This window comes from Flavobacterium sp. T50_26 (genome assembly GCF_057652995.1).
Window position 1 is genome coordinate 1 of record NZ_JBYFCC010000026.1, and the last position, 18,756, is coordinate 18,756.

Consider the following 18,756-nt stretch of genomic DNA (forward strand, 5'->3'; position numbering starts at 1 on the left):
CTCCCGTGAAGCATAAATTTCTTGTTCTGGGTTTTCCATATACATTTTTTTGTGTATAGCTATTTTAGGACAAGACATCCTAAAATAACTATGACCCGTCCTAAATTAACTATACAGACAGATTATTAAATAAATCCTATTATAGTTATACAACTATACTTCTTAATTCTACACTTACTGGATAATTGTTTTTGATGTAGAAACTTTTTATTTAACCGCAAAGGTCGCAAAGAATGTCGCAAAGGGCACTAAGGACGCTTCGCTTTTTTTGGATCTCACGGAAGGCACAGAATGCACAGAAATGTCGCTTTGTACTTTTTTTTATTTTTCAGGTAGGGTAAATGGAAAGTAAATTGTTTTATTGGTATACAACAAAATTTTACACACTATGAAAAACAAAAAAATTCTTTTAGGCCTTTTAGCGGTTATTTTTTCAACTGCTTCTTGTAGTAATGACGAGAGTTCTTCTAACAATGCCAATGACAATTTAACTATTGTTGCCAAAGCTTCTTATTCGGGCAATAACGGCAGAATGGAAAATGCCGTGAGCATCTCTGAATTTAAAATCAATTTAAAAGAAATTGAATTTGAATTGGATGATGATTTTTATGATGATGATGATGATGATTATGGCGATGGATTTTATGGCGATGACGATGAATTTGAATTAAGAGGTCCGTTTGAATTGGATTTGTTAAGTGGTCAAACCACTATTACAAGCATCAATATTCCAAACGGAGTGTATGAAGAAGTTGAATTTAAAATGGCAAGAAATACCAATTCTGAAAGTGAGTTGTTTAACAAATCTGTCTTAATTAAAGGAACCATTGGTACTACTCCCTTTGTGTTTTGGCATAATATTGATGAAGATTTTGAAATTGACTATGAAGATGCCGGACAAAACTTAGTCATTTCTGACAATTCAGCCACTATTGTTATTGATTTTAATTTAGATGCGGTTTTAGCAAATGTTGATTTATCGAATGCAACCGATGATAACGGTGACGGTTTAATTGAAATTAGCCCAAATGATACGGATGGCAACCGAAGTTTGGCCAATACCATCAAAGATAAAATTGAAGAATATACCGATTTGTTAGATGATTAAAGTTAGTTAGTTTCCAAATACCACATTTAACCTACTATGTGAAAAAGCTGTACAAATTGTACAGCTTTTTTTTGTGCTTACTACTTATTTTTTAATCAATTTGTGGCGATGTATTTTGCCAAATTGATCGGTGATGGTTAAAAAATAAATTCCGCTTGAACTATAATTCAAATTTATGTTTGCTTTTAATCCTGTCAACTTCTCTTCGTATATCAATTTACCTAATAAATCATAAATAGCTACTTGCTTTTCTCCCTCATCGATAAATGATTGAATTGTGAATGTGGATGAAAATGGATTTGGAAAAATTGCAAATGGAGCTACTTCTGTTGTATTAAAACCAAGTGGAGCCTGGCCTAATTTTGCAGTAGTTCCGCCTGTAACATAGATAGAATTATCGGTATCAATCACAAACGAGCTGGCCGAACTACTTCCTGAAACCAATCCAACCCAACCATTTGTTCCGTCGGAATTGATTTTACAAATCGCCATATTAAACAAATTCCCTGCTGACAGATACGCATTATTAGCAGCATCCAATTTTAATTGACCGTGCATAAGCAAAATTTCAGGTCCGTCAGCATTTAAATTTTGCCAAAGTACAGCTCCATCCGCATTGTACTTCATAAAAGCAGCTCCACCCGTTCCAGAATTAGGAAAACCGCTGATGATTGGATTGTTATCAGAACCAACTTCCACTCGGCTTCCTGCCATCGTATTCGTTTCTGACCAAAGAGAAACTCCGTTTTCATCCAATTTTTCGAGAATACTACCCGCATTTGAAATAACATTTTCGCCATTAATGATATACGAATTGCCAAAAGCATCTCCGGCAATATCACCAACAGTTGGACTGGTAATGCCTACTTTATGCCAAATTAGATTTCCATCTGTACTAATTTTTAAATAACCATTTATAATTCCGGTTATACTTCTGCCGGAAACGACTATTGCATTGTCCGGTGTAAATTTAATATTGATGGGAGCTCCCACTCCATTGACATCGTAATAGGTCCAAATGGATTCACCATTGGAATCAAACTTTTTAACTCTTGTTACCAACCCATTTTCTCCCATTCCCAATCCTAACACATAGCTATTGTCAGCAGAATCAACGAGTATTTTTGTAGTATATGAACCTTCAAAGTAATCCTCAAAAACCACTCGCCAAAGCAACTCTCCTTGCGGATTATATTTCATTAAAATACTGGCTGCATTCACGGGATTAGAAAAACCGGAACGAATGGTTCCTGCCACCAAACAATTATTTTGATTGTCGGTTTCAATCCAAGTAGCTACTTCATGTCTTGTGTCCTCCACATTATCATACGTAGCACTCCACAAAATAGTGCCTGATGCATTTCGTTTGGTTAACGTAATATCACCTCCAGGATTATAGTCCCAATTGGCAGAATATACCTCATGCAATTGGTTTACAGCAACCGAAACTCCTCCCGGGTAATTAGACCACTCTACATTGACTTGAGCCTGCGTGCACAGCGAAAAGAAAAACATGTAATAAATAAAATTTTTCATAGTTTATTGCTTTTTTTAGTGGGAAAAGTGTTTATTCCAAACAAAGGATAAATTGGGCAAAAACTAATTACGCTTGTTGCAATTAAAATAACTGCAACTATTAAAACTGCAAGTCCTATAACGCTACTCACAGTATTTGTAAGATAGAGCGTTCCTAGAACAATAGCCAATATGATTCTGATTAATTTGTCTGTGCTGCCAACATTTGTTTTCATATGATTCTGATTTTTATGTGTTTACCTATGTAAAAGTAAATCAATCAAAAACAAAAAAATGTGACAAAAGTCACATCTAGAAAAGTTGAATGCCTTTGGAAGTTTGAATTATTTTCGATTCTGCTTCCAATTTTTTCAGAACACGCGTAATCACTTCGCGGGAAGTTCCCATTTCGTTGGCAATATCTTTGTGGGAGGTAGTAATGATTGTTGTATTGTGTACATCCATTTTTTCTTTTAAATGCAAATACAACCTTGCATCTAAATGATCAAATAAAACATGGTTTAGCGTATCGATTAAATCAAAATAACGCTCATTAAATAGATTAAAAAACATGGCATTAAATTGTGGATACTTTTTTATCCATTCTTGCACTTTTACTGAAGGTAACAGCAGAATTTCACTATCTTCTTCTGTTTTGGCAAAAAAGGTACTTGGCTCATTTTTTTTACTTACAATAAACGATAACACACAACTTTCGGTAGGCTGAATATAATACAACAGAAATTCCTTCTCGTGGTATTTTGTAAACACTTTTACCATTCCATTCAATACGATAGGGATCGAGTTGATATATTGACCGTCGCGAATGAGTTCTGTATCTTTTGGAACATTTTTTATGATGCCCTCTTTTTCAAAAGTATTTACTAATTCGTCATCAAAATAAGCCAAGATACTTTTCATAAATACCTATTTAATTCTTCTCAAACGTAAGCATATCGATACTTCCGTCTCCTCCACTCACGTGTTTGAGTTCTACTTTGGTGGCAGAGGCGTTTAAAATTTGCCAATCTTCGCTTATCTCTTCAAATGGTCCATTGGTTGCACTAAAATTAATAATGAATTTTGGTGTGCTGTCATCCGTTCCTGTTGTCCAGGTTCCGTTCATCGTAGTGCTTCCGTTTTCGGCTGTGAGTGAACCATTCGTTCCAAAAACAAAATCGTAATTTGAAAATTGAGATGTTTGGTTTGAACCATCTTCAGAAAATAACGTTACTCGCCACGATCCGTTTACAAACGTATTTTGAGTTTGGGTGATGATTGCACTCGATGAATTATTGTCGTCATCATCATTACTATCATCGTCGTCGTTGCTGCACGTTGAAGCCACATTCAGCATAAAAACGCCGAATAATAAAGGAATTAAAAAAAACTTTTTCATGTTTAAAATTGTTTAAGGTTAGGTTGTTTAAAAAAATAATATATAAATCAAAAGCACATTAAATACCCAAATTACGGCTTGGGTGAGAAAATAAACTACATTACTTTTCCCAAAAATAAAGTTTCGAAAAAGTGTCTTCATGGTTATTGTTTTTTAAATTTTTACCTATGGGGGCTAGTTAAATTTTGAGATGATTTTACCACTAATTCACAAATTTTTGTAGAATAATTATTTGATTCAATTCGAATTTCATCAAAGATGAACAAATTGTTACACTTGTCTAATTCAAAATTTGAGAATTCGTGGCAAAAATGATCTTACTACTAGAGAATTTAATAATTAAATCTAGCGGGTTATATTTTAGTGAAATTCAAATACTCGTCATCACCCTCCTCTTTTAACTGAATTAACGTTGAAGAAAATTCCAGTAATTCCCAATCATCATCTAAATCATCCAGTGGATCATCTTCAAAATCAATCTCTAAAACATCAACACCATTTTCTTCGAAAAAACTCCATGTTCCGGTAAATGTTGAACTATTTCTGATAATCGTAATTGTGTTATTGGTGTTGAATGTAAAAACAAAACCATTATACACACTCGTTTCATCGTCATCGCCTTCATGATAATATGATATTCGCCACGTTCCGCTGGTTAACACATCAATAAAATCATCGGTTGAACCGGAATTGGAACCGCATTGGCTGATGGCACTTTCAATCACATTCGTCAATTCTGCATTCGATGTAATCACAACGGTTTGACTATTGGGATTAATCACCGAAATCGGATAATTGATTGAATAAAAAACTCCAGTGTTCAAATTGATGAGATAATTAAACAATTGTGAATCGCTGTTTATCGTTAGAATATCAGCTATCTGGTTCGCACTATCATATTCATTAATTGTAATAGGATAAATAATCGTTACACAACTTATATCACTTAGGTCTTCATTTTGCGTAATAATAGCATTTAGTTGCGTCAAATTATTCACTGTAATCTCCTCAAAATTCCGCAACGAAACTGTAATCGGATACACATACGTTACCACATCATCATCTGAATTCGAAGCATTTTTTAAATCGGCAACAGTAGCATAATTCGCTTCAGTAGCCACAGTTAAATCAACATCATTCAAATTGATAGAAACCGGCAATTTCACTCGAAACACACTCGTTCCGTCCATTATATTATCCACCGACGTATTATTTTGTGCTGCTCTCGCTAAAAATTTTGATGTCGGCGATGCTACATTCAAATTTTGCGTAGTGTCTTGCACAATCGTATTTTCTTCTTCCTGACAAGAAGTAAAAAATAGTACACTCAAAATAGATACATAATAAAGTAAAAATCTTTTCATTAGTGATGCATTTAGTTAGTAAACAAATTAAAATTAAAATACCCTACCGTGGTTTTCTTTTTTTTTATAATTTCACAAAAGTTTTATAAAAGTAAATGAAAAGTAAATCACTTTCAGGAATTTGTGAAGAACTCATTTTTTCGAATTTTTTCAAAAACCACGTCAAAGCCCTGCGAAATTTTATGTATTACAAATTCGGAAATGCAGAGCAAGCCGAAGATGTAACGCAAGAAGCGTTTATAAAGTTATGGGAAAACTGTGAAAAAGTACCGTTGGATAAAGCAAAGTCGTATTTATACACCATTGCCAATAACACCACCTTAAATCAAATTGCTCATCAAAAAGTAGTGTTGGAATACGCCAAAAGTTCTCCCGGAAAAGACAAAACATTCGAAAGTCCCGACTATCACTTAGAAGAAGAAGAATTCAAAGTCAAACTGCAAAAGGCTATCGATAAATTAACCGAAGGGCAACGCACCTGCTTTTTAATGCACCGCATTGACGGCAAGAAATACAACGAAATTGCCGAAGCCTTAGGCATAAGCGTCAAAGCCGTTGAAAAACGAATGCATCTGGCATTGTTAGAATTGCGAAAAGAAATTGAGTATTTTAAGTAGGGTTTTTGAAATCCAAACTGTTTTAGATAAAAATCCGATTATGGAAGAAAATTACACCTTAGCAAAATGGCTGAATAATGAATTGGAAGGCGAAGAGTTGAAAGCTTTTGAAGCCTCTGATGATTTTGCCGTTTACCAAAAAATAAAACACTATTCTGCCGAATTAAAAACACCTGATTTTAATGACGATAAAATGCTGCAAACCATTTTAAAAACTAAAAAATCAAACAAAATTTCGATACAAAAAGTGTTTCTTCGCATCGCTGCGGTGCTCATTTTAGGATTCGGAATCACGTTGGCGGTGAAAAATTTCGCCAATTTCACTGAGTTTTCGGCGAACGGAGTTACCACTGAATTTTTATTGCCTGACAATTCCAGTGTGTTACTGAATTCAGGTTCATCTGTGGAATACAAAAAATGGAATTGGAAGAGCGAGCGAAAACTAAAACTGGACGGCGAAGCTTTCTTTAAAGTAGCCAAAGGGAAAAAATTTGAAGTGGCCACCGACTTGGGAAATGTGACTGTTTTAGGAACCCAATTCAACGTCAAAAACCGAAATAAACGATTAGATGTCAGTTGCTACGAAGGAAAAGTGCAAGTGAACTATCAAAACCAACAAATCATTTTAACCAAAGGAATGACGGTTTCGTTTGAAAACGGAAGCCAAATCATTGCAGATCAAACCGATAAAAATGAACCGGAATGGTTGAAAAAACAAGTCCGTTTTTCAAAAGAAAATCTATTCGCTATCTTAGAGGAATTAAATAGACAATACAACATAAAAATTAGTTACAAAGGAAAACCAACCAACCAAGTTTTCTCCGGAACAATTCCGATGAATGATCTTGACGTTGCCTTGGAAATAATAGCCACAACCTACCATTTAAACGTTTCAAAATTAAGCGATTCCAACATTGTTTTACAATAGGTAGATGCATTTTAATAATTGGAGATTATCCATTTTAATTACACTTTTTTCAGTTTTGACGCTTTTTGGTCAAGACCAAGGCGAGGCATTGCCTTTAAAACAAATTTTAATTGAAATAGAAAAACAACACAACGTTACCTTTAATTATATTGAAGAAGAAATTGTTATTTATAAAATCATTTCTCCTAACCCAAAAAATACGATAGAGCAAAAAATCGATTACATTCAAACCCAAACAAAACTTAGGTTTAAATTTGTGAATGATGAACTAATCACCATTTCCAACAATCAAAAACTCGACAAACCGCTGTGTGGCTATTTGGTCGATAACACATCCAATGTTCCAATTTCTAACGCAACCATTCGCATTTCGGGTACCAATGTGTTTGTGCTTTCTGATGAAAAAGGTTTTTTTCAACTGCCGGCGGTTTCCTCCAATCCCATCGAAATTAGCCATGTGAGTTATGCATCCAAAACCCTATTTGTCGATGAAATTTATGTGGATAATTGTCCCTCTTTTCCATTAAACTTGATTGTTCAGGAACTGGAAGAAGTGGTGGCTCAACTTTACCTCACCGCTGGTATTCGCAAAAAAACCGAAGGTACGTTTGAAATCAAACCCAAACAATTCGGTATTCTTCCCGGTTTGGTTGAACCCGATGTGTTGCAAACCATGCAACAAATTCCGGGCATCATCAGTACCGATGAAAGCATTGCCAACGTGAATGTTCGCGGCGGCACCCATGACCAAAATTTGTTTTTGTGGAACGGTATTCGGTTGTTTCAAACCGGCCATTTTTACGGATTAATTTCGGCTTTAAATCCCAGTTTGGCTCACACGATTCAACTATCTAAAAACGGCAGTTCGGCTTTTTATGGCGAAAGTGTTTCGAGTGTGATTGATATTTCGTCCAGAACAAATTCCGTAGAAAACAGCAGCAGTACGGTCGGTGTCAACATGATTAATGCCGAACTTTATACCAAAGTAAAAACCGGCGAAAAATCGTCTATTGAAGTTGCTGCACGGCGTTCGTTTACGGATATGCTTGCTTCGCCAACCTACAAAAATTACTTTAATCGGATTTTTCAAAACACCGAAGTGATTGATGTCACTAACAACCAAGACCTCAATTACAACCACGAAGAAGACTTCTATTTTTACGATGTCACGCTGCAATACCATCAAAAAATAGGTCAAAAAAGCGAATTGTTTTTTGATGCGTTGGCCATTTCCAATGAATTAACGTTTAACGAAAGTACGTTACTTAACAACCAAATCCTTTCCAAAAACAGCCAATTGGATCAGCAAACCTTGGGTGGTAATTTAACTTGGAAAACCAATTGGAACGCCAAAAACAGTTCCGAACTCAGTGTGTACAGTTCCTATTATCTATTGGATGCCAACAACCAATCGGTGGAAAACAACCAAATTTTATTGCAGGAAAACACAGTGTTAGACAATGGCATTCGGTTTAAAAACGCCCATCAACTGTCAGAAACCCTTACGCTTACCAACGGTTATCAATTCAATGAAATCGGTATCCGCAGTTTTGATGACATCAACATTCCGCAATTCACCCGAACGGTTAAAGAAGTGTTGCGAAGTCATGCGTTGATTGCAGAAATCGACTACCGCTCTAACAACAACCGCTTGTTTACCCGATTAGGAGCACGCGGCAACTATTTTGAAAAATGGTCGCTTTTTATCGTGGAGCCGCGTTTGCATGTGAATTATGCGTTAACCGATCACCTCAACGTAGAATTGTCCGGTGAGCAAAAAAACCAAACCGCTTCTCAAATTATCGACTTACAGCAAGACTTTTTAGGTGTAGAAAAACGCCGTTGGGTGTTGGCCAACAATGAAACCATTCCCATTCAAAAAAGCAACCAGGCGTCGTTGGGCGTTGTGTTTCGCCAAAACAAGTGGCTCATTCATCCCGAAGTCTTTTATAAAAAAGTAGAAGGTATTACCAGTTCTGCTCAGGGTTTTCAAAATCAACTGGAGTTTGTCAAAGTCATTGGTCAGTATGAGGTGTACGGTTTAGAAGTGCTCATTCAGAAACAAATTAACCAGTTCACTGGCTGGTTTAACTACAGTTTTAATGATAATGATTATACGTTTGAAGGTTATATTCCGCCGCAATTTGCCAATAATTTTGAAGTCAACCACAGCATGGCGTTCGGGGCAACCTACCAACACAAAAACCTAAAAATAGCGTTGGGCAGCAAATGGTTTACCGGACGACCTAACACGATTCCGTTGAGCAACGAACCCATTTACACCACACCCGATAACCCGGAAATTGTTTACAGCCAACCCAATCAGGAAAACTTGGATGATTATTTTCAGGTGAATTTTTCAGCGGCTTACTCGGTGCAGTTAGGCAAAAAAGCAAACCTTTTTCTAGGCGTTTCGGTGTTGAATCTTTTCAACCAACGCAATACTATCAATCGTTTTTACCGACTCAATCAGGATACAGATGCGATTGAGGAAGTAAATACGTATTCGTTAGAACTTACACCGAATGCTTTTTTGAAGGTGAATTTTTGATTGTTGATGGGGGTTTGGGTCGCTTCGCTCGCTTTTTTTAACCGCAAAGGACGCAAAGGAGATCGCAAAGGGCACTACGACGCTTCGCTTTTTTTTGGAACGCGGATTGAACGGATTTGCTTTGCAAAACGCTGGTTTTTACGGATTTTGATAGCTTCGCTATATAAGGTTTGCACGGATTTGATTGTACTACTATTTTCTTTTAAACAACTATTTCTGTTTGAAGCTCAAACTGTTTATTTCGCTATTGATTAGCATTTAGTTCAACTTTATTTTTAAAAAATACTTAATAAAATCGGACTATTTTTAGAAAAAATTTACTTTTTTAAAATAAAACACTAAAAATCAATAATTTAACTTATATTTGCCACTTATAAACTATTTCATATTATGAACGAAGGAACAATTAAATTTTACAATGAAGCAAAAGGCTTCGGATTTATCACTCCAAAAGGTGGTGGTGCAGACGTATTTGTTCATGCAACTGGCCTTAATGGTGTAGTGCGTGAAAACGATCAGGTTACTTATTCTGTAGAAAACGGACAAAAAGGACCAACAGCAGTAGACGTAAACGTTATCTAAGATATATTTTACTTTAAGCATGAAGCCAATCTTTTTAGATTGGTTTTTTTTTGGTCTATTTTGAGGGATTTGTGAGGTGCCGAGTTTATTTTTTTGTGTGGAGAAGGCTTAACCGCGAAGTTCGCAAAGGGCACTAAGACGCTTCGCTTTTTTTTTTGACCACGGATTGAACTGATTTATACGGATTTATGCGGATTTTTATGGATTCGTTTTTTTAAACCGGAGAGGGCACTAAGACGCTTTGCTTTTTTTTCTCACGGAAAGCACGGAAAACGCAGAATGGACGCTTCGCTTGGTTTTTTTTAACCGCAAAGGACGCGAAGGAGTTCGCGGAGGGCACTAAGACGCTTCGCTTGGTTTTTTTTGGGGCCACGGATTGTACGGATGGGACGGATTTATGCGGATTTTGAATTTAACCTCACCCCCGCCCTCTCTCCAAAGGAGAGCGGGGATTGGACGTTGAAGGATTGTATGTAAATGGGGCAATGAGTCAATGAGGCGATGTGTCAATTGTGGAGATTTATTGTTCTTCTTGTTTTGAGGTGTTTAGGGTTTGGAGGAGTTGGGTGGCGATTTGGTCGAGGAGTTGGAGGTCAGGTTCGTCGATTGGGTGTGTTGGGTTGAAGGTGTTTTGGTGGTGGGTGATGAAGGTGAGCCATTTGAAGGATAGTTTTTGAAAAAGAAATTGCAGGTGTTGGTTGTTGGGGTGGGCTGCTTCGCAGAGTCGCCATAGGATGGCGAAGGGGAGTTGGTTTGGGAAATAACTCCAGTTTGCATAGACGATTACTTGACAAATGCGGACAATGAAGCTCGTGTAGATTATGCCCAGTCCTTCTTTGTTTTGGGTGCCATCGAGGGTGCGGATGTGTTGTAGGGTTTTGTATAACTTTTGGCATCCTTGGCTATAAAAATTCAGGTCGGGATAATGTGCGGTGTAGGGCACGTGCCAATGCAGTTGGGCTAGTGTATCGTTTTGTTGGTAGATGCTGTTTTCTTCTTTCATGGCGTTTTGGAAGAAGTGTTGACTTTCGTATAGGTTTTGTTGTATCCAACTGCGACTGTAGACTACGGGGATGATTTCGATGGTGTTTTGGGTTTGTTGTTTGATGGCCTCATGCCAATTGCTTAGTTGGTGATTGCTGATGCCTTCGGCGACGATTAGCCAAAACCGTATGGAGCAAGTGGTTTGGTTTTGTTGTTGTTCTACTCTTTTATATTCATATATGGCTTCTATGTTGGGATGGGTGGTTATGAATTCTAGGACTTTGGGGCTATCGTAGGTGGGTTTTGCCGGAACAGGTTGCTGGGTTTTAGGTTTGTGTTTTTGTTCTTTTTTTAGTTGTTTTAGCAGGTTTGTGTTGATTTTACCCAAAAGGGTTTCGTTGGCTTGGATGGGGGCTACGAAATGGTCTTCGAGCATGCAGAGGTCGTTTATGGTTTTTGCCATGATGAGTGTTTCCAGCAGATAGAATTTGGTGGGTGATTTTTTGACAAATGCTCTTTGTATTTCCTTGTTATAGCTTGCCACGCTAAGTACCCGTTGGTGTAGGTCTTCTGTTTGGTAGGACGTGCCAAAAAGTAGTTCTTCGAGGAAAGTTAGGTGCAGTTCGTAAAGGGAGTTGTAGAGGTTGAAGACAGTCACTAAGCCTTCTTCTACGTCTGTTTTGTGGATTTCTGCCCGTAGGAACTTTTGTTTTAGCCGGTAGTTTTTGGCTCTTTTTTTACTTCTCTTTTTTGCTTTAGCGAAGGGTATTGCTTGGTATTGGCTTGTTGCTGCTCTGTAGATTTCTTTTTCGGGGCAGGTATGGTGGTGTAGGAACAACGTAGCCTTTTTGTGGTTTGACACCCTTTTATCGATGTTAATGATAAGAAATGTTACTCCGTGTTTTTGGAAAGCTTTTTTGATCCATTTTTGGGTACGCCATTCGGCGGCATTGGCCTCGCTGTTTAGAAGTACCACTATACAAGGGTGATTACTTCCTATTATCGTGCTCACAAACATGGCCTCGACGGCTTGTTGTTTGGATAAAAAGTGTAGTTGCTCTGCGACCGGTTGAGGTAGCGAAGCTGTTTTTGATGTGTTTATTTTTGTGTTCATGGTTTGTGATTTTGTGGCTAAGTTATGGAGGGTGAGTGCGGTAGGGAACTATGGAGGGTTGTATTGTACTATTTGGAGTTGGTAACGAACGGGTTGGGGGCTTTGTTTCTCGCAAAGTCGCGGAGACGCAAAGAGGACGCTTTGCTTGGTTTTGGAACGCGGATTTGACGGATTTGCAATGCAAAACGCTGGTTTGTACGGGTTTTGATCGCTTCGCTTTTTGTTTCTCACGGAAGGTAAAGAAGAGACGCTTTGCTTGGTTTTTTTTAACCGCAAAGTTCGCGAAGGAGGTCGCAGAGGGCACTAAGACGCTTCGCTTTATATGGGACACGGATTCGCCGGATGGAATGGATTATCGCGGATTTTGATCGCTTTGCTATATTTGGATTAGAAGGGATTCGTTTTGTGGGGTATTTTCTTTTGAAGGAATTTTTTTTACTGGAAAGGAGGACGCTTTGCTTGGCTTTTTTTAACCACAAAGGTCGCGAAGGAGGTCGCAAAGGGCACGAAGACGCTTCGCTTTTTTTGTTGGGCCACGGACCTGCCTGCCGGCAGGCAGGTTGGGCGGATGGAACGGGTTTTGACGGATTTTGTTTTTATGGTTTGGGCTATTTGCACTAGATTGGGAAGCCTCGCTGCTGAAGTTAACCACGTTGATTGGTAATGTACCAGCCCACTTTTGTTTTTTACCACTTATTTTTTCCTTTTTGGCCATGCATGATTGCAAACATTTTTATATATTTGGCTTATGAATACAACAGCCAAACCCAAACACATCGGGCGGAACATTAGCCGCATTCGCGAACTTAGAGGTATGAAGCAGGAAGCTTTGGCCTTTGCTATTGGTGTGAGCCAACAGACGATTTCGAATATTGAAGCAAGTGAAAACGTAGAAGAAGAAAAGTTAGAGCTAATCGCTAAAGAATTAGGTGTCTCCGTGGAAGGAATTAAGAATTTCTCTGAGGATGCAGTTCTTAATATCATTAATAATACTTTTAATACTAATGATAATGGAGTAGCAATTTTAAAGACTGAAAGCTATTCTCCAACTTTCAATCCGTTGGACAAAGTAGTAGAACTATATGAAAGATTGGTTCAAGCAGAAAAAGATAAGGTCGCTTATTTGGAGAAGTTGCTGAATAAATAAAATATCGAATTTTCAAATTTTATTTGAATGCTTTCCGTTTTGGAAGGCATTTTTTTATGGATATAAAAAATAATTAACTTTTTTGTGCGACTAATTGCTTTTTGTATATCTTAGTGATTCCAAAAACGAATTTGCCGGTTGGCGAATTAACTCCTTATTTATTTTTTTAGTGCTTTACGGAAATCCGTAATAATGTTTGGTGGGGATGGGTTAGGTTTGTGGTGGGATAAATTAAGAATACGAATATTGCTGAATTAAAAAAATAAAAAAATAGATTGCTTTTAGCGACAGTCTACTCAAATATTTATGTATAGAGAGTATAAACAAGTTGGCAGTAATTTTTCCTAAAAAAAAGAACAATTTAATAATTAGAACAAAAAAATGGCAACAAAAATCGAAATAGCTAATAGATTAGCTAAAGAATTTATTGCTTCATCATCAAAAGAAGAAGGAGCTAGCAAAATTATTAATGAACTAAATTCATTTACTTATGAAGGTTCCACTAATAAAATTTCAATTGAAGACAAACTTGATTTAGTTAGGTTAATTGGTGAATTTATTTCAGGAAAAAGACCATTTCAATACAGAGATGGGGGAAAAGTAATTTTATCACAACAAAAAGACAATTCAAATTATCTTGATGTAATAGACTATATATTTATTAATGTTAAAAAATAATGGAAAACAATATTACTATGATAATCGCAATATTTTCAGTATTATTTGCCCTTGGTTCACTAATTGTTGCAATTATTGCACTAATAAAATCAAATTTATTTTCAAAAAATTCATTAAATAAATCTGAAATACAAAATCTTATTTCAATGGGAACATTGGAGGCAACTATAAACGAAAGAATATCAAATTCTCGAGATAAAGTTGGTGATATTACAATAATTATCTCTCCTTTACTTTCAAAAAGACAATTAAAAACCATAACTGACGATGAGGAATTAACTTTAGAAGCACAAATGAAAGTTTTAGACTCATCTATTGAAAATAATTTAAACGCATATGAACTTGCTTGCAGTAAATATATTGATTGCAAAATTGACACAGAAAGATTTAAAAAAACGTATCATACAGAAATTAGACAATTAGTAGAAAATAAGAATTTGAATTTAAAATATTTTAATCCACTAACATCAAAGTTTAAAGCAATAATGAAAGTTTATGATGAATGGAATAATTTAGAAAAGTAAAAAAAATCTAACATCGAACGTTTCAAGAAATTGCGGGGTTTGTGATTTAAAAGAATTAATAATTTTTTGAAACTAAATTTTAACAATAACTATAATCAATAGTTTAGAATAATATGAACTTGGTGAGCTATCAACAAGTTGTGCTACACATTGATAAACTCAGAATAAATGGAAGAAATATCAAATATTTTAAAATTACATTTTTATCGTAATGATGAATTACATATAATCGATACTTTTATATTAAATGAATGTGAACACGAATTATTAAGTGTTATAAAAATTTTATGCTCAGATTTAGAAATTGATGCAAATATTATTTCTGAAATACCTCAAGAAGGTGGTTTTAAAGAGATATGGAAGTTTCTTGGCAAACATTCTGGACAACTTTCTTTATTAATTGCTGTTCTTGCATTAATATATTCTCGCGTCCCAGTTGAAAATAAAAAATTAATTGAAAAGCAAATTGAAAATCTTGAATTAGATAATGAAATCAAAAAAGAGCAACTTAAACAATTACGTGAAAAATCAAATATCAATGACGTAGAAAATGATACAATAATTTTACTTGTAGAATATTTTGAAAATGATTTTAAAATTAATTGGCACAAATCAAATTTTTATAAGAAATTACTTTCTGAAAAAGAAATTACAAGCGTTTCATTTACTGCAACAGATTCAAATGATAATACTACAATACCAGAAAAAATTGTTGAAAGAAATCAATTTTCTTCATTCATAATAAATACCTCTGAATTTCCACCTTTAATTGATGAAGATGCAACAATCGATATAATTTCACCAGTTCTCAAGTCTGGGAATTTCCATTGGAAAGGATATTACAACAAAGAGATTATTGGTTTTCAAATGAAAGATCAGTATTTTAAAGATTCCGTTTTGAACTTTGAAGTTGATTTTAATACAGCTACAGCAATAAAATGTGTTTTACAACAGAATAGAAGAATTGATGATACAGGCAAAATTTACATAACATTAAATAAAGTCATTACAGTTATAGAAGTAATTACTTCTGATAATACATTTGAGACAACTCAAGGAAAAAAATATAAAAAGCAACGAAAAGAAAATCCAATTCAATTGAAAATGGACCTAGAATAATAAATTAACCAAAAACGTTTTTAAGTAATTAAAACATTATGGCGTCATTTTAGGTTTGTTTTGAATATTTGTACTAAATACTAAGTTAAAATTTTTCGGCCATGAAAATCTATAACTACTTAAACCTCGTTATCATTAAGGGCAAATTTTAAACAAAAAAAATGAGTACAACTCCAATTAAAATCAACGGTAAAGTAATAACTCTGCAAAAAGCTATAAATAATCCTTTATTTGGATCTAAAAATGTTTTGACAAATTCACGATGGGAGTTTGTCGAATTATGGTTAAAAAAAGAAAAAAAGTCAGAAGCTTTGTTTTATTGGATTCAAGCAAAAGAATTTAACAAAGCAACAGTTGGTTTATCAATACAAGCCTCGCCTCTTTTACATTATTACTCATTTATGAACGCCGCTAAAGCATTACTAACTTCAAAAACAATTACTTTTAATCACCACCATGGTGTACGAGCACATACTGCAACAGCTCGAAGAAAGATTAGCTTATCTAATGAAGGAGTTGAAATAAAAAATCATGGGATCCTACCTTCACTATCGTTGTTCTACAATGAAACTGAAACATTGCGTAAGCACACTTTACAACAAGTTTTTTTTAATCTTCCTTACATACATAGAACTTACTGCTTAAGCTATCCAAGCCAAAAAGATATGTTTATCCCTCTTATGGAATGTCACTTTGTGAAAAATAATTTAACAAACGAAACTTATCTAAGTGCAGTTCTTTCTCATGACTTTTCAAATCGATATACACTCCAGAAATTGCCGTCTTCTCTCATACTTGATAAGATTGAAAATGGTAAATACTTTATCAGATCTGTTAATTTTATTACTATAAATAGACCAAGTAATTTAAGTAATGCTGAAAAATTAGATTTATTAACTTTTCATAAGTTTTTAAGGAAAGATCTTTTATATATTAATGGTTCTCATACACTATGGTATGCGAAAAGTACAACTAATGGACCAGGAATAGTAGCAAGATTTCCCACAACGCTTACACTTGCTGCAATGCATCGTTTAAGTGAATTGTGTAGATATAAACCAACAGAGTTAAACTCTTTTTTAGATAGTCAAAAAAACTGGCTCATAAGCGAATTTATACAACAATCACCTGATCAATTTCTGGATGAAATCGCAAGTGAAATAACCGGATACCAATTTTTACAACCAAATATTAGGAAAGCATCATGAATTTAAAAATTTACATAGCTTGCGGTCTTACACATGTACCAAGAGATTATTTTGATGCATATGTAAAAACAATTCATACCTTGGCAAGTCATTTAGAAAAATTTCAGGTAAAATACGCTTTACTTCATAGTGACCCTCAACTTAAAGAAATACCGTCAAATGAAAAGGCTAAATATTGTTATTTATGGGATCGAAAAATGGTTGAAGAATCAGACGTTATAATCGCTGAAGCTAGCTTTCCATCTATTGGTTTAGGTATAGAACTTCAAATAGCAGAAGCTAAAAACATACCAATAATTCTCATATATAATGAAAATCAATCTTATAAAGCTATGCCTATAGCCTATACAAATCCTGATAAAAAAGAATACAACCTACAGATTGGAGAAGGTTATGTATCACTAATGGCAATTGGACTTCCAAATATTTTAAAAATAATTCCTTATGTTGATTTTGAAAATTGTATCAAAAATATTTTAGTTGAACTTAAAAAAGTTGATAATTCAAGTAACTAATCATTAAGCTATTTGCTATAGCTATCCGAAATCCCATCATTATTTCACTGCTCTGCAATGGCATCTAGTTATTTTAAAAATAAATGAACAACAAATTTGCTTAAACTATGTTTAATACCAATTTACCAACCGAAACACTTTATAAAACATGTTTTACTTTAGGTGTGATAATTTTTGTATTAGCTATTACATTAAGAGTTGACTACAAAAATAAAAATGATGAGACCAATTTGGACTCGGAATTTATTATGAGAAGAAAGCCTAATATTGATACTTTATATGATAAACTAGAACATCATGATACTATTTATAAAAAACAATATAAAATTTTTATTGAAAAGTTAAATGCATTAAAACATTCAACTTATATATCAAATGAAGATTTCAAAAAGGATTCTGTTGCTTTAAAGGTTATTTTAGATAAATATGTTGACTCTATTGATTTAGCATTAGAAAAAATAAATTTAGCTAATTCTATAACTGGATATCCAATGAGGAAAAATAGTATATTAAATATGAAATACAATAGATTCATACATCGTGAATTTTATGTCTTGATTTCCTTTTCTGTTTTACTAATTATTTTTGGCTTTTATAATTGGAGGAAAACACAGTTAATTAGCGATAAAACTGCAAAATTAAATTTAGAAAAAATTGAATTAGAAGTCCAAAATCTTAAACTTTCTCAAAAAGAGGATATTGTTAAGAAGCCTCGCTCCGTAAAAGGCTCTCTAAAAGATCAAAAACCTAGCTCCGGAAAGAGTTCTTAGAAACAACTAGCCTCAAGCTCCGCAAGGAGTTCTCTTTAAAAATAATTAATTAAAAAACTCAATATGAAAACTTTAAAATTTAAAATTACACTTTTTTTTATTTTAATTTCTTCGATAGCCTTCACACAAGAAAATTCTGAAACACGAAAATTCATCGATGATGCAGAGTTTACTCAAATAAATAGAGATTGGAGCATTAAGGCTGAATTTAGGTCTGGATTAGGCGAAGTAGTTTCTTTTTTCCCTGTAGAAGCAATTGATTTAAAATCAAACTCAAAAATTAATGCTTTGCAAATGGATATGACTGTTACTGATGGAAATCGAAGCTATTTTAAGTCTTCTTGGATTGATTTAAAAGAAGTTGATGAATTTATTAACTTCCTTGAATCATATATTGTACCAAACCTTAAAGACAGAACAGAGTCTAAGCAATCAACGACATATGTTTTCAACTCTAAAGAGATCAGGTTCAGCTTTCATATTGAACGCAATCATAAGCGTATTTCGGTTTATCTAAAAGATTTGGGTTTAACAGATAATTACCATTATTTTTGGACAGAAACACAGGTAAGCAGAATTCCTGATTTATTAAATATGTTGAAACAGATTAAGTGATTTTCTAAATCGCAAGAT

20 protein-coding genes are annotated in these 18,756 nt (G+C 34.6%); 14 read left to right on the forward strand and 6 right to left on the reverse strand.

Annotation, left to right across the window (positions count from 1 at the left end):
* The first annotated feature begins 388 nt into the window (after positions 1–388).
* The gene (locus AC23MC_RS13875) at positions 389–1,108 is read left to right on the forward strand and encodes a hypothetical protein (protein WP_487568947.1); all 720 of its coding nucleotides are present in this window, start codon (positions 389–391) and stop codon (positions 1,106–1,108) included.
* Between the two features lie 84 nt (positions 1,109–1,192).
* Here AC23MC_RS13875 and AC23MC_RS13880 read toward each other — a convergent pair whose 3' ends face one another.
* The 5 genes from AC23MC_RS13880 to AC23MC_RS13900 all read right to left on the reverse strand — a co-directional run bounded on the left by AC23MC_RS13880 (position 1,193) and on the right by AC23MC_RS13900 (position 5,386).
* Complete coding sequence (locus tag AC23MC_RS13880) at positions 1,193–2,644, reverse strand: T9SS type A sorting domain-containing protein (protein WP_487568948.1); 1,452 nt, start codon at positions 2,642–2,644, stop codon at positions 1,193–1,195.
* The gene (locus tag AC23MC_RS13885) at positions 2,641–2,859 is read right to left on the reverse strand and encodes a YgaP family membrane protein (protein ID WP_487568949.1); all 219 of its coding nucleotides are present in this window, start codon (positions 2,857–2,859) and stop codon (positions 2,641–2,643) included. Before AC23MC_RS13885 ends, AC23MC_RS13880 begins: the two co-directional genes overlap by 4 nt.
* Before the next feature lie 76 nt (positions 2,860–2,935).
* Positions 2,936–3,544, reverse strand: a complete 609-nt coding sequence (locus AC23MC_RS13890) for a Crp/Fnr family transcriptional regulator (RefSeq protein WP_487568950.1) — start codon at positions 3,542–3,544, stop codon at positions 2,936–2,938.
* A 10-nt stretch (positions 3,545–3,554) separates the two neighbouring features.
* Positions 3,555–4,022, reverse strand: coding sequence for a hypothetical protein (locus AC23MC_RS13895; protein ID WP_487568951.1), 468 nt, complete (start codon positions 4,020–4,022; stop codon positions 3,555–3,557).
* A gap of 353 nt (positions 4,023–4,375) precedes the next feature.
* Positions 4,376–5,386 carry a lipocalin/fatty acid-binding family protein gene (locus AC23MC_RS13900; protein WP_487568952.1) on the reverse strand — a complete coding sequence of 337 codons (1,011 nt, stop codon included), beginning with the start codon at positions 5,384–5,386 and terminating at the stop codon, positions 4,376–4,378.
* A 95-nt stretch (positions 5,387–5,481) separates the two neighbouring features.
* Between AC23MC_RS13900 and AC23MC_RS13905 the strand changes: the two genes are divergently transcribed.
* The 4 genes from AC23MC_RS13905 to AC23MC_RS13920 all read left to right on the forward strand — a co-directional run bounded on the left by AC23MC_RS13905 (position 5,482) and on the right by AC23MC_RS13920 (position 10,064).
* Entirely contained in the window at positions 5,482–6,003 is a 522-nt protein-coding gene (locus AC23MC_RS13905) for an RNA polymerase sigma factor (RefSeq protein ID WP_487568953.1), read from the forward strand.
* Between the two features lie 40 nt (positions 6,004–6,043).
* Positions 6,044–6,931, forward strand: coding sequence for a FecR family protein (locus AC23MC_RS13910; RefSeq protein ID WP_487568954.1), 888 nt, complete (start codon positions 6,044–6,046; stop codon positions 6,929–6,931).
* Between the two features lie 4 nt (positions 6,932–6,935).
* Positions 6,936–9,482: a TonB-dependent receptor gene (locus AC23MC_RS13915; protein ID WP_487568955.1), complete on the forward strand. Its 2,547-nt coding sequence runs from the start codon at positions 6,936–6,938 to the stop codon at positions 9,480–9,482.
* Between the two features lie 390 nt (positions 9,483–9,872).
* The gene (locus AC23MC_RS13920; RefSeq protein ID WP_248433030.1) at positions 9,873–10,064 is read left to right on the forward strand and encodes a cold-shock protein; all 192 of its coding nucleotides are present in this window, start codon (positions 9,873–9,875) and stop codon (positions 10,062–10,064) included.
* A 520-nt stretch (positions 10,065–10,584) separates the two neighbouring features.
* On the opposite strand, the gene AC23MC_RS13925 is transcribed toward AC23MC_RS13920, so the two are convergent.
* Positions 10,585–12,162, reverse strand: a complete 1,578-nt coding sequence (locus AC23MC_RS13925) for a hypothetical protein (RefSeq protein WP_487568956.1) — start codon at positions 12,160–12,162, stop codon at positions 10,585–10,587.
* A 342-nt stretch (positions 12,163–12,504) separates the two neighbouring features.
* On the opposite strand from AC23MC_RS13925, the gene AC23MC_RS13930 reads away from it, so the two are divergent.
* From AC23MC_RS13930 to AC23MC_RS13970, 9 genes are all read left to right on the forward strand, one after another.
* Positions 12,505–12,783, forward strand: coding sequence for a hypothetical protein (locus AC23MC_RS13930; protein ID WP_487568957.1), 279 nt, complete (start codon positions 12,505–12,507; stop codon positions 12,781–12,783).
* A 127-nt stretch (positions 12,784–12,910) separates the two neighbouring features.
* Positions 12,911–13,309 carry a helix-turn-helix domain-containing protein gene (locus AC23MC_RS13935; protein ID WP_487568958.1) on the forward strand — a complete coding sequence of 133 codons (399 nt, stop codon included), beginning with the start codon at positions 12,911–12,913 and terminating at the stop codon, positions 13,307–13,309.
* Positions 13,310–13,690: 381 nt separating this feature from the next.
* Entirely contained in the window at positions 13,691–13,987 is a 297-nt protein-coding gene (locus AC23MC_RS13940; RefSeq protein WP_487568959.1) for a hypothetical protein, read from the forward strand.
* Positions 13,987–14,511, forward strand: coding sequence for a hypothetical protein (locus tag AC23MC_RS13945; RefSeq protein ID WP_487568960.1), 525 nt, complete (start codon positions 13,987–13,989; stop codon positions 14,509–14,511). The genes AC23MC_RS13940 and AC23MC_RS13945 overlap by 1 nt, the downstream gene beginning before the upstream one ends.
* Before the next feature lie 168 nt (positions 14,512–14,679).
* Positions 14,680–15,630, forward strand: coding sequence for a hypothetical protein (locus AC23MC_RS13950; protein ID WP_487568961.1), 951 nt, complete (start codon positions 14,680–14,682; stop codon positions 15,628–15,630).
* A gap of 161 nt (positions 15,631–15,791) precedes the next feature.
* Positions 15,792–16,838 (forward strand): YaaC family protein, encoded by a 1,047-nt coding sequence (locus AC23MC_RS13955; protein WP_487568962.1) that lies wholly within the window; start codon positions 15,792–15,794, stop codon positions 16,836–16,838.
* Positions 16,835–17,353, forward strand: a complete 519-nt coding sequence (locus AC23MC_RS13960) for a nucleoside 2-deoxyribosyltransferase (RefSeq protein ID WP_487568963.1) — start codon at positions 16,835–16,837, stop codon at positions 17,351–17,353. Before AC23MC_RS13955 ends, AC23MC_RS13960 begins: the two co-directional genes overlap by 4 nt.
* A 107-nt stretch (positions 17,354–17,460) precedes the next feature.
* Positions 17,461–18,123 (forward strand): hypothetical protein, encoded by a 663-nt coding sequence (locus tag AC23MC_RS13965; RefSeq protein WP_487568964.1) that lies wholly within the window; start codon positions 17,461–17,463, stop codon positions 18,121–18,123.
* A gap of 63 nt (positions 18,124–18,186) precedes the next feature.
* On the forward strand, positions 18,187–18,738 hold the full coding sequence (locus AC23MC_RS13970) for a WapI family immunity protein (protein WP_487568965.1): 552 nt from the start codon (positions 18,187–18,189) through the stop codon (positions 18,736–18,738).
* Positions 18,739–18,756 lie beyond the last annotated feature (18 nt).